Source organism: Pseudomonas sp. GW822-FHT05A08 (assembly GCF_058800485.1).
The window spans coordinates 6,306,564-6,320,591 of the sequence record NZ_CM179511.1 but is presented as its reverse complement, the minus strand read 5'-3'; the positions used below and the strand labels follow the sequence as shown (position 1 = coordinate 6,320,591).

The 14,028-nt window shown below is 65.9% G+C and carries 9 protein-coding genes and 1 pseudogene; 3 read left to right on the top strand and 7 right to left on the bottom strand.

Annotated elements, in window-relative coordinates; all coding sequences use genetic code 11:
* Window positions 1-433: 433 nt before the first annotated feature.
* Window positions 434-1,000, bottom strand: a complete 567-nt coding sequence (locus AC3RCP_RS28580; RefSeq protein WP_102679432.1) for a cysteine hydrolase family protein — start codon at window positions 998-1,000, stop codon at window positions 434-436.
* Between the two features lie 103 nt (window positions 1,001-1,103).
* Here AC3RCP_RS28580 and AC3RCP_RS28575 point away from each other — a divergent pair, with 103 nt between their 5' ends.
* From AC3RCP_RS28575 to AC3RCP_RS28565, 3 genes are all read left to right on the top strand, one after another.
* Window positions 1,104-2,111 (top strand): GlxA family transcriptional regulator, encoded by a 1,008-nt coding sequence (locus tag AC3RCP_RS28575; protein WP_492571909.1) that lies wholly within the window; start codon window positions 1,104-1,106, stop codon window positions 2,109-2,111.
* A 182-nt stretch (window positions 2,112-2,293) separates the two neighbouring features.
* Window positions 2,294-3,403, top strand: coding sequence for a DUF3182 family protein (locus tag AC3RCP_RS28570; RefSeq protein WP_492571908.1), 1,110 nt, complete (start codon window positions 2,294-2,296; stop codon window positions 3,401-3,403).
* Entirely contained in the window at window positions 3,393-4,148 is a 756-nt protein-coding gene (locus tag AC3RCP_RS28565; protein WP_062824457.1) for an alpha/beta hydrolase family protein, read from the top strand. Before AC3RCP_RS28570 ends, AC3RCP_RS28565 begins: the two co-directional genes overlap by 11 nt.
* Before the next feature lie 69 nt (window positions 4,149-4,217).
* On the opposite strand, the gene AC3RCP_RS28560 is transcribed toward AC3RCP_RS28565, so the two are convergent.
* The 6 genes and pseudogenes from AC3RCP_RS28560 to AC3RCP_RS28535 form a co-directional block, all read right to left on the bottom strand.
* On the bottom strand, window positions 4,218-5,213 hold the full coding sequence (locus tag AC3RCP_RS28560) for a lysylphosphatidylglycerol synthase domain-containing protein (protein ID WP_492571907.1): 996 nt from the start codon (window positions 5,211-5,213) through the stop codon (window positions 4,218-4,220).
* Window positions 5,200-6,501, bottom strand: a complete 1,302-nt coding sequence (gene clsB, locus AC3RCP_RS28555; RefSeq protein ID WP_101339246.1) for a cardiolipin synthase ClsB — start codon at window positions 6,499-6,501, stop codon at window positions 5,200-5,202. The genes AC3RCP_RS28560 and clsB overlap by 14 nt, the downstream gene beginning before the upstream one ends.
* Window positions 6,498-7,295: an endonuclease/exonuclease/phosphatase family protein gene (locus AC3RCP_RS28550; protein WP_492571906.1), complete on the bottom strand. Its 798-nt coding sequence runs from the start codon at window positions 7,293-7,295 to the stop codon at window positions 6,498-6,500. Before AC3RCP_RS28550 ends, clsB begins: the two co-directional genes overlap by 4 nt.
* A 32-nt stretch (window positions 7,296-7,327) precedes the next feature.
* Window positions 7,328-7,903, bottom strand: a pseudogene (locus tag AC3RCP_RS28545) (DUF72 domain-containing protein); the annotation flags it as partial.
* Between the two features lie 261 nt (window positions 7,904-8,164).
* A complete protein-coding gene (locus AC3RCP_RS28540) occupies window positions 8,165-9,376 on the bottom strand; it encodes an MFS transporter (protein WP_102679440.1) in 1,212 nt (403 codons plus the stop codon).
* A 194-nt stretch (window positions 9,377-9,570) separates the two neighbouring features.
* Window positions 9,571-13,887, bottom strand: a complete 4,317-nt coding sequence (locus AC3RCP_RS28535; RefSeq protein WP_492571905.1) for a DEAD/DEAH box helicase — start codon at window positions 13,885-13,887, stop codon at window positions 9,571-9,573.
* Window positions 13,888-14,028: the final 141 nt, after the last annotated feature.

Genomic DNA, 14,028 nt, shown 5'->3' with positions numbered 1-14,028 from the left:
GGGCTCGGGGCAGTGCAAGATTTTTTGGTGTGGTGTTCGGCTATAGAATGTATTGCCTTTTTTCATATGCAAGAGAAGTAGCCAAAAGAAATAAGCGCCGCAATTTATAAAGGGAATACTTTGGAAAAGTAGTGGGATAAGGCAGGATTTGAAATGACTGTTCTTAGGCTGACTATTAGTTGGCTATTGAGTAGGTGGCTTGTTGGTTTGGCTTTATTGAATTGTGTGGGCGAATTTATTTGGGGGCTTGTTTAAGGAAGCGGTTGTTTTTTTGGTAGTAAGAATCATTCGTGAAGTTGTTCGGTTAAGTTGCCTTGCTTGAAACAATGTGTATTGCCGTGCGCCATGGACCTGGCCGTTTCTGCACCGGTTGTCCGTGACGATCGGGCTGCACGGCGGCTGCGGTGAGGGAGAACTCCCCGCAGCCGTGGGCTCAGGCCGGAGTGACGCGTTCGGCGGCAAGGAACTCTTCGGTGGACAAGACGCTGGCATAGGCGAACGCCAGGGCTGACATGACCGCGCTCTGAACCTGTGCCGCGGCGACTCGCTGGCCATTGAACTCCAGGTCTAGGGTGGCGCAGGCGTCATGGATCACTTTCACCGGGTAGCCCAGGTCGGCGGCGGCCCTGGCGGTACCTTCCACACACATGTGGCTCATGCTGCCGACCACCACCAGTTGTTCGATGCCGTGCTGGTCAAGAATGGCCTTGAGCTCGGTTTCGCGGAACGAGTTGACGAAGTGCTTGAGCACCACCGGCTCGTCGGCGCGGTTGCTGACCTTCGGGTGCAGTTGCGCGCCGCTGGAGCCGGGGGTGAAGAACGGTGCGCTGTCGGAGGTGAATTCGTGGCGGATGTGCACCACCTGCTGGCCGCTGTCGCGGAAGGCCTGGATCAGCCGCGCGGCGTTGTCGGCGGCGGCTTCGGCGCCGACCAGGGGCCACTTGCCGTTGGGGAAGTAGTCGTTCTGGATATCGATTACGATGAGCGCTTGCTTGGCCATGGGTGTTTCCTCTGAAGTAGTGGTTGGCTGTGGAGTCCAGTATTGGCTCCGGCGGGCCGGTCGAGGATTGGCCGCACCGACAATAGCAGGGGGAAAACTGACAATGGGTATGGAAAGCGCAGTCGCCGAACTGGGCGTGCTGATCTATCCCGGCGCACAGATGGCCGCGGTGCATGGCTTGACCGACCTGTTCGAGGTCGCCAACCGCATTGCCGCCGAACAGCGCAGCACACAGTTGCCGCTGCTGCGCATCAGCCACTGGCAGGCCCAGGCCGACCAGGCGCCCGTACGGGTGTACGACAGTCACTCGGGTGCTGACGGTCCATTGCTGGCGGTGCTGATCCCACCCTCGGTGGCCGGTTTTTCCCAGGCGCAGGCACCGCAGGCGCTGATCCAGTGGCTGCGCCAGCAGCATGCCAATGGCGCGACCCTGGGCGGGGTCTGTGTCGGTTCGATCCTGCTGGCCGAAAGCGGCCTGCTCGACGGCCGCAGCGCCACCACTCACTGGACCTCGGCGAAGCGGTTCGCCGAGCGCTACCCGAACATCCGCCTGAACGCCGACAAGCCGATCGTCGACGACGGCGACCTGATCACCACCGCCGGCCTGATGGCCTGGTCCGAGTTGGGGCTGCGCCTGGTCGACCGCCTGCTGGGCCCGAGCATCACCAGCGGCACCGCGCGTTTCCTGGTGATCGAACACAGCGACAGCGCCAGTCAGTGCGGCAGTAACTTCGCGCCGATCCTCGGCCATGGCGACGCGGCGATCCTCAAGGTGCAGCACTGGCTGCAGGCCAATGGCGCGGTGGACGTTTCCCTCGCCGTCATGGCACAGCAGGCCGGGCTGGAGGAGCGCACCTTCCTGCGGCGCTTCCGGGCCGCCACCGGGCTCAAACCCACCGAATATTGCCAGCACTTGCGGGTAGGCAAGGCACGGGAAATGCTCGAGTTCACCAACGGCACCATCGACCATATCGCCTGGACGGTCGGTTATCAGGACCCGGGGGCGTTCCGCGCCACCTTCAAGAAGATCACCGGGCTTGCGCCCAGCGAGTATCGCGCGCGTTTCGGCGTGACACCGCCGGCACCGCTGGCGCGGGCCGGGCAGGGCTGACCCCGCGGGTCGTGCAAAATACCGGGCGTCGCCGGCCGATCGTGCAAAATAAAACAGGCGCAATGCCAGCAGCGATGGCCTGGAGCGCTTATTCCATGGGGGCATTCGACTTCCCCCTGGCCCTGGCGTGATCCCTGCACCCTGTCTTGTACATTCATCACGCCGATGACAAAGGGGGACGCATGACCCCGACGCAACGCAAGAAGCTGGTGGTCGCCCACTCGGTCCATCCGGGGGCCTCGCAGCATGTCGTGGAAACCAATCGCGCGCTGGCCCGCTGGCTGGCGCAGATCCTCGGGTTGCAGTTCGTCGGTGACTACGACCCGCTCGTGCATGGGCAGAGCGAGCTGTACCTGTTGCCGACGCAGACCATCGTCGGCCCCGCCGCGGCCCGGCAATTGCGGCTCAAGGGGCCGGACGACCTATGGGGCGGGTATGTCGAGCATGACTTTATCTGCACCAAGGCCATTACCCATGGTCTGTTGAACAGGAACGCCGTGGCCCCGCCGGGCTGGGCGGCGCTGTTCTCCCAGCGGGTGCGCAATGTGGTGCTGGACGGCCTGAGCGTGTTTTCCCTGAATGACGCCCGGCCAGCGGCCAGTCATTTGCTTTACAGCGGGCCGATCCGCATGAAACCGATCCATGCCTGCGCCGGTCGCGGCCAGCAGGTGATCGAGAGCCTGGAGCGCTTCGACGAGATGCTGGCGCAACCGGACGTCGCCCGGCAGTTCAATCAAGGCGTGGTCCTGGAGCAGGATCTGCAACAGGTGGCCACCTACAGCGTCGGCCAGTCCTTTATCGCCGGCCACGTCCTCAGTTACTGCGGCCAGCAGTACCTGACCGAAGACTCCGACAGCGAGCAGGTCTACGGCGGTTCCGAGCTGTTGGTGGTGCAGGGTGGCTACCCTGAGTTGCTGGCGCTGCAACTGCCGCAGCAAGTGCGCCTGGCGGTGCAGCAGGCGCGGGTTTTCGACGCCGCCGCCGATGAGGCCTATCCCCGATTCTTCGCCTCCCGGCGCAACTACGACATCGCCCAGGGCCTGGACGCCGAAGGCCGGCAGCGCAGCGGCGTACTCGAGCAATCGTGGCGCATGGGCGGTGCCAGCAGCGCCGAAGTGGCGGCTTTGCAGGCCTTTATCGAGCATCCGGAGATGCGCGCGATTCGTGTGTCCGCGGTGGAAACCTATGTCGACCGGCCCTTGCCGGCCGATGCCATCGAGGTCTATCGCGGGCCCGCGGAACATAGTGACTTTCTTCTCAAATATGTAACGGTCCAATCCTATGACGGCTAGAAGCGAAAGCATTCAAATCGACATCGATGACGAGCAGATGCGCGGGACTTTCCTCAGCCCCAAGTCGAAAGTCCCCGGCGTACTGTTTGTCCACGGCTGGGGTGGTAGCCAGGAGCGCGACCTGGAGCGCGCCCGCGGCATCGCCGGGCTGGGTTGCGTGTGCCTGACCTTCGACCTGCGGGGCCACGCCGGCAGCGGCATCCCGCTGAACCGCGTGACCCGCGAAGACAACCTGCGCGACCTGTTGGCGGCCTATGACCGCCTGCTGGCCCATCCGGCCCTCGACACCTCGGCGATTGCGGTGGTGGGCACCAGTTATGGCGGCTACCTGGCGAGCATCCTGACCTCGCTGCGACCGGTGCGCTGGCTGGCGCTGCGGGTCCCGGCGTTGTACCGCGACGAAGCCTGGAACAGCCCCAAGCGCGACCTGGACAAGGCCGACCTGCTGGATTACCGCAGCAGCCTGGTGCGTGCCGACAGCAACCGGGCGCTGCATGCCTGTTCGACGTTCACCGGGGATGTGCTGCTGGTGGAATCGGAAAACGACGAGCATGTGCCCCACGCCACGTTCATGAGCTACCGCGCGGCCTGCCAGCAGACCCATTCAATGACCCACCGGATCATCGATGGCGCCGACCATGCCCTGAGCGATCCCGTGTCGCAGCAGGCCTACACCTCGATCCTGGTGGACTGGATCACGGAAATGGTGGTGGGAGAACGCTTGAGCATCATTCAGTCGCGATAGTCGCAAGCGCTGGTTGAATGAGGCGCGCAAGCTCGCTCCTGGAGAGGAACGCGCGCGTGCGCGATAGCCTCAGCTGCCTTGGCGCGGCTTTTTCTCCACGCGCAACGCCTTGGCCCTGGCCTCCACCACCAGGTACATCAGCAGCGCGATCAGCAGCGGCAGGATGAAGTAGATCGCCCGGTAGGCGATCAACCCGGCCAGCAGGCTGCCGCGGGACACCTCATGTTGCAGCAGGGCGATAAACACCGCCTCCAACACCCCGAGCCCCGCCGGAATATGGGTGATGACCCCGGCGATGCTGCTGATCAGCAGCACCCCGAGCACCACCGGGTAATCGAGCTTGCTGGGCAGCAGGGTAAAGATCACCGCTGCCATCAGCGACCAGTTGAGTGCGCCCAGGGCCAGCTGCAGCAAGGCCATGTGCAACGAGGGCAAGTTGATCTCGACCCCGTGTATCGACCACTCGCGCCGTCGGGAAAACCGACAGGCCGCCAGGTAACCCACGCCCAGCACCAGCAGCAGGACGCCCACCCCCTGCAACGCGCCGTTGCTGAGTTGCCAGCCGGGCGGCAACTTCATCAGGCCACTGGCGAATACCGCGCCGGCCAGGGCCATGTAGCCGAACCAGTTGGTGGCCAGGCTCAGGCCGAGGATCTTGGCGATATTGCCGGTGCTCACCCCGAGCCTGGAATACAGCCGGTAGCGCATGGCGATCCCGCCGACCCAGGCGCTGAGGTTGAGGTTGAAGGCGTAGCTGATGACCCCCACCGGCAGGATCTGCCGCCAGCCGAGGTTCTGCCGGATGTAGGTGCGACCGATCAGGTCGAAGCAGGCATAGACCAGGAAGCTGGCCAGGGTCAGGCCCGCGGCGATGACCAGGGTGCGCACCTTGAAGTCGGCCAGGGTGCCGAGCACTTCGCTCCAGTCGATGCGCCGGGCCAGCAGGGTGAACAGCACGATCAACAGCAGGAAGAAGGCGATGGTCAGCGGTTTCTTCAGGCGTTGCCAGCGCGACCGGGAGTGCGATGCGGCGGGCGTCGAGCCATGGGCGTCAGTGCGGCTCATGGGGCGACTCCCGCGGGGTGGCGGCCTGGCCGAAGGGTTTCAGTTGCGGCTTGTGGGCGGGCAGCCAGCCGGCCCAGGCGGGGAAGTGACGCAGGATGTGAAACACCAGGAAACCCACGGTCAGGCGCCACAAGCGGCCACGCCCGGAGCCCTTGGCCGGCATGGCCTGGCAGTGGTCGCGACTGAGCCGGTCGAGGCGCTCGAACAGGTCGCGATTGAACGCCCGGTCGCGGATCAGCACATTGGCTTCCAGGTTCAGCGACAGGCTCAGCGGGTCGAGATTGCTCGAGCCCACGGTGCTCCAGTCGTCGTCTACCAGCGCCACCTTGCCGTGCAGTGGCCGTTCGCAATATTCGTAGATGGTCACGCCGTCCTTGAGCAGGTAGTCATAGAGCATGCGTGCCGCCAGCCTGGCCACCAGCATGTCCGGCTCGCCCTGCAGGATCAGCCGCACCTCGACGCCACGGCGCGCGGCGTTGCGGATCTCGCGCAGCAGCCGATAGCCGGGGAAGAAGTAGGCATTGGCGATTACCACCCGCTGGCGGGCCCCGCGCAGTACCAGGCGGTAGACCTCTTCGATATCGCTGCGGTGCTGGCGGTTGTCGCGATAGACCAGGCGCACCTGGCCGTCATGGTCGGTCAGGGCCAACTCCGCGCGGCGCTGCCGGCGGCGTTGCCACCAGTAGCGGGCGCGGGCCGGGCGGTCGCCTTGCAGCAGGGCGAAATGGTGGATATCCACCACCGCCGGCCCCTGGATCTCTACCGAATAATCCTGTTTGGCCTGGGGGCCGAAATCGGCCAGGTGATCGGCGGAGAAGTTGATCCCGCCGACAAAGGCGATGGCGCCGTCGACCACCACGATCTTGCGATGCAGGCGGCGGAACCAGTTGGTGCGCACCCCGAAAATCGGCTGTGCCGGGTCGAATATCTGCAAGCGCACCCCGGCGTTGCTCATGGCGGCAAGGAACTCGGTGCTCAATTCGCCGCAACCGAAGCCGTCCAGGCTGACGATGACCCGCACGCCACGCTGTGCGGCCTCGATCAGGATACGGTGCAGCTCGTGGCCGACCTTGTCCTCGAAGAGGATGAAGGTCTCCAGCAGGATCTCGTTCTGCGCCTGGCGCAGCACTTCGAACACCCGGGGAAAATACGCCTCGCCATTCTCCAGCAGCACCACCCGGTTGTTGCTGTGCCAACCGTACTCGAGGTCCATCCGTAGCGGCTCGTGGGCCAGCCCCGCGTCAGGCGGGTGGTCCACCGTGGTTTTTTCCAGGGGCATGTCGTTCATAACTCGACCTCGACCGACAGCGGTGCGTGATCGGAGAGATGGGACCAGGGATGGGTGTCCAGTACCTGGGGCCGGTGGATTTTCAGGTGACGCACGTAGATCCGGTCCAGCCGCAGCAGTGGTAGGCGTGCGGGGAAGCTGCGCGCCGGTTTGCCGTGCTGGCTGACAAAGGCCTCCTGCAAGCCACTGGGGGCGAGCTGTGCATCGGCGCGCAGCCGCCAGTCGTTGAAGTCGCCGGCGACGATCAAGGGCGCATCGACGGGAAGCTCGGCGATCAGCTGCAGCAGCAGATCCAGCTGTTGCTGGCGATGGCTTTCGCGCAACCCCAGGTGCACGCAAATGGCGTGCACTTCCAGGGCATCGCCGGGCAGGCGCAGCACGCAATGCAGCAGGCCGCGGCTCTCGTGCCCGGACAGGGAGATGTCGAGGTTGTCGTAGCGAATGATCTGGAATTTCGAGAGCAGCGCATTGCCGTGGTCGCCGGCCGGGTACACTGCGTTGCGTCCATAGGCGAACTGCGGCCAGATGCTGTCGGCGAGGAATTCGTATTGCGGCATGCTCGGCCAATTGTTGTAGCGCTGCGGGTGCTGGTCGTGGGCGCCGTGCACCTCCTGCAGGAACACCACGTCGGCGGCCACGCTGCGCACCGCCTCGCGCAGCTCGGGCAGGATGAAGCGCCGGTTCAGGGCGGTGAAGCCCTTGTGGGTATTCACCGTCAGCACTGTGAAGCGGCGCGTGGCGGCGAGCCCGATCGCGGGCGGTATCGGGTTGTTGGCCGACTCGTCATGGCTCATGGCAGTACCCCGGGCGCGGCAGGCTCGCCGGGCGCTGTCGCCAGTACCACGCCGTGCTGGCGCAGCAGATGGGTGAATTCGGGCACGGCAAAGCTTGCGTGGCGAATTTCCACGGCATGGCGCATGGCTTTTTTGCCGTAGGCCTTGGTGCTGGCGTGGCCGTTGAGGCGTGGTTCGTGCTGGCGGGCGAGGGCGGCGGCCTGTTCGGTATCGGCGGGCAATTGCTGAAGAAAGGCGCCGAACAGCTCGGCGTCGAACCGAAAGCTTGGCGCAAACTGCCACAGGATCGGCCCGAGCTTGTTCTTGAGCTCCAGCACGCCCGAGGCGAAGAAGTTGGCGATCGGCTTGTGCACATCCCGCAGCCGCAGGATATGGGTGATGTAGCGCGGCGCCTTGACGCTGAACACGAAGTCCTTGGGCGTATCGGCATACCAGTCGGCATAACGCTCGGGGGTCTGCAGCGCGTAGAACGAACCGTTGATTTCGATGCTGTTGACTGCGCGCGAAGCGAATTGCAGCTCGCGCTTGTGCGTCAGCCCCTCGGGGTAGAAATCTCCACGCCAGGGCTTGTAGCGCCAGCCGGAAATACCGATATGAATCGCCGCCATGTCCGCTCCCGTCTAGGGGCCTTCGAACCGCCTCTGTCTTTTGATGACTGCCCGGCTGACGGGAAAGTTTCGACCTTCCTACGGACGGTGTTTTCCAGCCCGTAGCCGCGGGCTGGCGGGTAATGGGCCGGCCGACGGTGGCAAATCCTGCGCCAGGCAGTCGCTAACGCCAGCCCCGCCAGGCGCCACCCTTTATGACCGGGCATAAAAAAACGCAGCCGGCCAGGGCTGCGCTTTTCTGGTTGGGGCCTGCTGGTGGGCTCAGTGCCCGACCACCACCCGGCTCGATCCCTCGGCCGGCTCGGCGTATACCGGGCCGAGGCGATCCAGGCGGCCGCTCCAGGCGGTCAGGGCCAGGGCGCCCAGTACCACCAGGCCACCGATCCAGGCGGTGTGGATCAACCCCAGGTGGGCGACGATCAGGCCGCCACCCCAGGCGCCGCCGGCGATGCCGAGGTTGAAGGCGGCGATGTTCAGGCCCGAGGCCACGTCTACCGCTTGCGGGGTGTGGTGTTCGGCCTGGCGCACCACGTAGACCTGCAGGCCCGGTACGTTGCCGAAGGCCACGGCGCCCCACACCAGTACGGTGGCCAGCGCCAGCCACGGGTTGCCGGCGGTGAAGGTGAGCAGGAACAGCACGCCGGCCAGCAGGGCGAAGATGATCTTCAAGGCGCTGATCGGGCCGCGCTTGTCCGCCAGCTTGCCGCCCCAGATGTTGCCTACGGCGACCGAGAGGCCGTAGACCAGCAGCACCAGGCTGACGGTGCTGGCGCTGAAGCCGGAAATGTCCTGGAGAATCGGCGCGAGGAAGGTGAAGGCGATGAACGAGCCGCCGTAGCCCACCGCGGTCATGGCGTACACCAGCAGCAGGCGCGGTTGTTTCAACACTTGCAGTTGTTGCAGCAAGGACGCCGGTTTGCTGTGGGCGATGTTTTTCGGCACGTAGATCAGGCTGCCGATAAAGGCGATCACACCCAGGGCGGATACCGCGAGGAAGGTTTCGCGCCAGCCGAAATGCTGGCCGATAAAGGTCCCCAGCGGCACGCCGGTGACCAGGGCCACCGTCAGGCCGGTGAACATGATGGCAATCGCGCTGGCGGCTTTTTCCTTGGGCACCAGGCTGGTGGCGATGGTCGAGCCGATGGAGAAGAACACGCCATGGGCCAGGCCGGTGACGATCCGCGCCAGGACCAGGGATTCATAGCTGGGCGCTTGCCAGGCCAGCAGGTTGCCGAGGGTGAACAGCACCATCAGCGACAGCAGCAACAGCTTGCGCGGGACCTTGCCGGTCAGCGCGGTGAGCACCGGCGCGCCGACGGCGACACCCAGGGCGTACAGGCTGACCAGCAGCCCGGCGGACGGCAGGCTGACGCCAAGGTCGGCGCCGATGGTGGGTAACAGGCCAACGATGACGAACTCAGTCGTCCCGATGGCGAAGGCGCTGAGGGTCAGCGCGAGCAAGGCAATGGGCATGGCTGCAACTCCGGTGGATTTGACAATGGAGCGCAGTGTCCGGATTTGAATCGTGCGGAAAAATAGCGGTTCCGGTATTTGATATTTGACCTGAAGGCAAATATCGAGCTGAGCGCGATCACTGCGCTTCTGTAGGAGCGAAGCTTGCTCGCGATAAGGCCGACGCGATGCACCAGGCCGCCCACGACCCGATATCAGTGGCGAATCAACCGGGTCCGCAGCTCAAGGCTGGCCTGCGGCTCAAGGTCCAGCCAGACATGCGGTTTGCCGGCGATCTCGGCGGCCGCGGGCAGGCCGTCGCGGTACACCAGCCGGTTGCCGGCCAGGGCCGGAACCTTCGGCCCGGGCAGCAAGGTGCCGGCGAGGTTCAGCGGGTCGACGCCACACACCGCGATCAGGCTGCCATCCAGCGGGCGGCGGCGCACTTCGCGCAACAGGGCGATGGCCTCGGGCAGGGCGAACTGCTCGCCGGCCAGGCCGCTGACAAAACGCCCGCCGCGAATTTCGCCGCGGGCCTCCAGCCGATGGAAGGTGCGCAACAGTTCGCGCCAGCTCGGCAGCCAGTCGGCCTCGCGTTCCAGCAGGCGCCAGAACACCACGCCATAACGCCGCAACAGGGTCATGGCGATGTGTTCCAGGGTGGCCGGTGGGGTTGCCTGCCCATGACCGCCGACGCCCTCCGGTACTGGCGACGGACGCCGTAGCAGGGCCCAGCGCCCTGCATCGTCCATGCCGCCGACCACGGCCCCGCGCCCGCGTCGGCCGCTGCGGGCCAGACGCTTGCTGGACGGGGTGATCAAGGCGCGCAGGCCGGCAAAACTGTCGGCATTCACCCACCCTGCGGCCACCAGTTCCTGCAGGGCGATCTCCAGCTCGGTGCGCAGGACATGGGCTTCATGCTGCAATTCATCGAAGAACAAGGCGCCGTGCTGGCTCAGGGCCTCATGGACCTTCTGCGCCTTGGGCGACAGCGCGCTGCTGTCGGGCTGTGCGCCCAGCCCGCTCCACAGCGCGACCTGGCTGCGCGGCAGCAGCACGATCGGCGTGTTGCGCAGGGTCGCGCCGGCGGCTTTGTGCGGCGCGCTGAGCCGGCTCCAGACCACCTTGCCGTTGCGGCACAGCTCATCCAGCCAGGTGGCGGAGTAATCCTTGATCCGCGCCGGCAGCAGGTCGCTGTCCCAGGCGCCGGCCGCGGCGGCATAGCCTTCGAACTGGGCGACCGTCTGCGCCAGCATGGCACTGCCCTGGCCCTGGGTGGCGCTGGACAGGTGCTGCCAGTCAAACAGAAAACGCATCAGGTCCTGCAGCGACACCGGTTCGATTTCCCGGCGCAGGCGTTTGACGGTGTAGCGATGAATCCGCGCCAGCAGATGCCGTTCGCACCATTCCTCCCGGGCCTCGCCGGGGCTGAAGCGGCCCCGCAGCACATAACCTTCGCCTTCCAGCTGCGCCAGGACCTGGGCGACCTTGCTGGCGCTCAGGCCCAGGGGCATGGCGATGCTCTCCAGCGGCAACGGGCCGAAGCCACTGAGCCGGGCTCGAATCACTTCGACCACCGCTTCATCGCGCTGCCATCGCTCATCGAAGCCGGGCGGCGCCTCGAGGAGCGGTTGCAGCAGCGCCTGTGGATAAATCGCCCGCAGGCAGCCCAGGCGCTCGATGGCCAGCCACAGGGCCTGTCCGCCGCCGATCTGCAAGCGGCTGGCGCGCCCGCTGTCCGCCAGGGCTTGCAGCCAGTCGGTCCACTGCGGGTTGGCCTGGGCTTCGTCCTCGCTGATACAGGCCAGGCTCATCAGCGCTTCATGCATTTCATCCGGGCTGCCGGGGGCGGGCCAGGCTTCCTCGCGCACCGACTGGATGGCCTCGGCATCCAGGGCGCCCAGATCGTCGCTGGATTCGGGGTCGCTCCAGCGGCGGCTGAGCACGGCCTGGGTGCGGCGCTCTTCCAGCGGTGCGTCGTCGAGGAAGGTGTAGGGCCGGGCGCTGAGGATTTCCGCGGCCAGGGGCGAGGGCGCCGGCAGGTCGCGGCTGATCAGGCGCAGCTCGCCGCGCTCCATGCGCCGCAACAGTGCCAGCCAGCCCTCGCTGTCCATGGCTTCGTGCAGGCAGTCGTCGAGGGTCTGTTCCACCAGCGGATGATCGGGAATCTGCCGTTCGCCGGCGAGATTCTCCAGGCAGGCGATCTGGTCGGGAAACACGCTGGCGATCAGGTCTTCGCTTTTCATCCGCTGGATCTGCGGCGCTACCTTGCGCCCGCCGACAAAGCGCGGCAGCGCCAGGGCCACCCCGGCATTCCAGCGCCAGCGCACGCCGAACAGCGGCGCCTCCAACACAGCCTGGACCAGGATGTGTTCGGCGCTGTTGCTGTGCAGGTAACGCCAGACGTCGTCGAGCTCGAAACTGTGGCCGGTGGACAGCGACAGCACGATGGCGTCTTCGCTGGCGGCGGCCTGCAGTTCGAAGTTGAAGGTGCGGCAGAAGCGCTTGCGCAGCGCCAGGCCCCAGGCGCGGTTGATCCGGCTGCCGAACGGCGTGTGGATGATCAGTTGGGTGCCGCCGGACTCATCGAAAAAACGCTCCATGATCAGCGTGTCCTGGGACGGTAGCGCGCCCAGGCTCTGGCGTGCGCGGGCCAGGTAGTCGACCAGTTGTTCGGCGCTGGCGGCGTCCAGGACCAGGCTGTCGCCCAGCCAGTCGAGGGCGGGCTGTAGTTGGCCGGGGGGGGCGCCGAGCAACTCGTCGAGCCGGGCCAGCAGGCGCGCCACGGCAAATGACAGTTCGGCGCTGCGCCCGGGGGCTTCGCCGAGCCAGAACGGAATGGTCGGCGGCTGGCCGTGGGCGTCCTCGACCCGCACCCGGCCGGTTTCCACCCGCAGAATGCGGTACGAGGTATTGCCCAGCTGGAACACATCGCCGGCGATGCTTTCCACCGCGAAGTCTTCGTTGACGCTGCCGATATTCAGCGCCTGGGGCTCCAGCAGCACGGCGTAGTCGGCGTTGTCGGGGATGGTGCCGCCGCTGGTCACCGCCGTCAGCTGGCTGCCCCGACGACCGCGCAGGCTGCGGTTGACGGCATCGCGATGCAGATAAGCGCTGCGCATGCCCTGACGCCCGTTGTAACCCTCGGCGAGCATGCGCAGCAGCGCCTGGAAATGCCCTTCGTCGAGGTCGCTGTAGGGCGAGGCGCGGCGGATCATCTCCAGCAGCGGCTGCTCCTGCCATTCCTGGTTGCTGACTTCGGCGACGATCTGCTGCGCCAGCACATCCAGCGGCGCCCTGGGGATCTGCAGGGTGTCGAGTTCGCCGCGATGCACGCAGTCGAGCAGGGCGGCGCATTCGATCAGGTCGTCGCGGGTCAGGGCGAACAGGCGGCCCTTGGGCGTGCCGCCGACCTGGTGCCCGGAGCGCCCAACCCTTTGCAGAAAGGCCGAGATCGAACGCGGCGAGCCGATCTGGCACACCAGGTCGACATCGCCGATATCGATGCCCAGCTCCAGCGAGGCGGTGGCGATCAGTATTTGCAGGTCGCCGCGCTTGAGACGCTGTTCGGCGTCCAGGCGAAACTCCTTGGCCAGGCTGCCATGGTGGGCGGCCACCGCGTCCTTGCCCAGGCGTTCGCTGAGGTGGCGGCTCAGGCGTTCGGCCAGGCGCCGGGTGTTGACGAATACCAGGGTGGTACGGTGCTCCCGCGCCAGTTCGGCGATACGTTCGTAGACCCGTTCCCAGACGTCGTTGGCCATCACCGCCGACAGCGGCACGGGCGGCACTTCGATGGCCAGGTCCCGGGGGCGAGCGTGGCCGATGTCGACGATCTCGCAGGGGCGTTCATGGCCGACCAGGAAACGCGACACCGCTTCGATGGGCTTCTGCGTGGCCGACAGGCCGATGCGCGTCAGCGGCTCGGCGCAGAGCGCTTGCAGGCGCTCCAGGCTCAACGCCAGGTGGCTGCCGCGTTTGCTGGCGGCGATGGCGTGGATCTCGTCGACGATCACCGTGCGCGTGCTGGCGAGCATTTGCCGGCCGGAGGCCGAGCCCAGCAGCACATACAGCGATTCGGGGGTGGTCACCAGGATATGCGGCGCGCTTTTGCGCATGGCGCTGCGGTCTTTCTGCAGGGTGTCGCCGGTGCGCACCGCGGTGCTGATGCGCAGTTGCGGCAGGCCCATGCGTTCGAGTTGCGCGGTGATCCCGGCCAGCGGGTCCTGCAGGTTGATCTGGATATCGTTGCTCAAAGCCTTGAGTGGCGAGACGTAGACCACCAGGGTCTGTTCCGGCAGCGTGCCGCCGTTTTCCAGGCCGCGATGAACCAGCTCGTCGATCACCGCGAGGAAGGCGGTCAGGGTCTTGCCCGAGCCGGTGGGCGCGGCGATCAGCGTCGAGCGGCGCTGGCGGATCAGCGGCCAGGCCAGGGCCTGGGCGGCGGTCGCCGCCGGGAAGCAGCTGTCGAACCAGGCGCTGACCGCGGGATGAAAACCCGGCAGGGCGTTGGCGGGGATCTGGGGAAGGTTCATGCACAACGTTATGCGACCGCCGGAGTGAAGTTGCAAGCCTGCCTTGTCGCCGCTGGCGGCAGCAGCCCTGAAGGGCTGTGTGCTTTGTTGCTCTACACTTTCTCAGTGACGGTTGCGCCGGAAACCCGCAAAATGCAACGA

What these genes read in the sequence shown, in the direction of transcription:
- AC3RCP_RS28540 (WP_102679440.1), bottom strand. Translation starts at nt 9,376, where the DNA reads ATGCCCATTGCCTTGCTCGCGCTGACCCTCAGCGCCTTCGCCATCGGG.
- AC3RCP_RS28535 (WP_492571905.1), bottom strand. Translation starts at nt 13,887, where the DNA reads ATGAACCTTCCCCAGATCCCCGCCAACGCCCTGCCGGGTTTTCATCCC.
- clsB (WP_101339246.1), bottom strand. Translation starts at nt 6,501, where the DNA reads ATGAACGACATGCCCCTGGAAAAAACCACGGTGGACCACCCGCCTGAC.
- AC3RCP_RS28565 (WP_062824457.1), top strand. Translation starts at nt 3,393, where the DNA reads ATGACGGCTAGAAGCGAAAGCATTCAAATCGACATCGATGACGAGCAG.
- AC3RCP_RS28575 (WP_492571909.1), top strand. Translation starts at nt 1,104, where the DNA reads ATGGGTATGGAAAGCGCAGTCGCCGAACTGGGCGTGCTGATCTATCCC.
- AC3RCP_RS28560 (WP_492571907.1), bottom strand. Translation starts at nt 5,213, where the DNA reads ATGAGCCGCACTGACGCCCATGGCTCGACGCCCGCCGCATCGCACTCC.
- AC3RCP_RS28550 (WP_492571906.1), bottom strand. Translation starts at nt 7,295, where the DNA reads ATGAGCCATGACGAGTCGGCCAACAACCCGATACCGCCCGCGATCGGG.
- AC3RCP_RS28570 (WP_492571908.1), top strand. Translation starts at nt 2,294, where the DNA reads ATGACCCCGACGCAACGCAAGAAGCTGGTGGTCGCCCACTCGGTCCAT.
- AC3RCP_RS28580 (WP_102679432.1), bottom strand. Translation starts at nt 1,000, where the DNA reads ATGGCCAAGCAAGCGCTCATCGTAATCGATATCCAGAACGACTACTTC.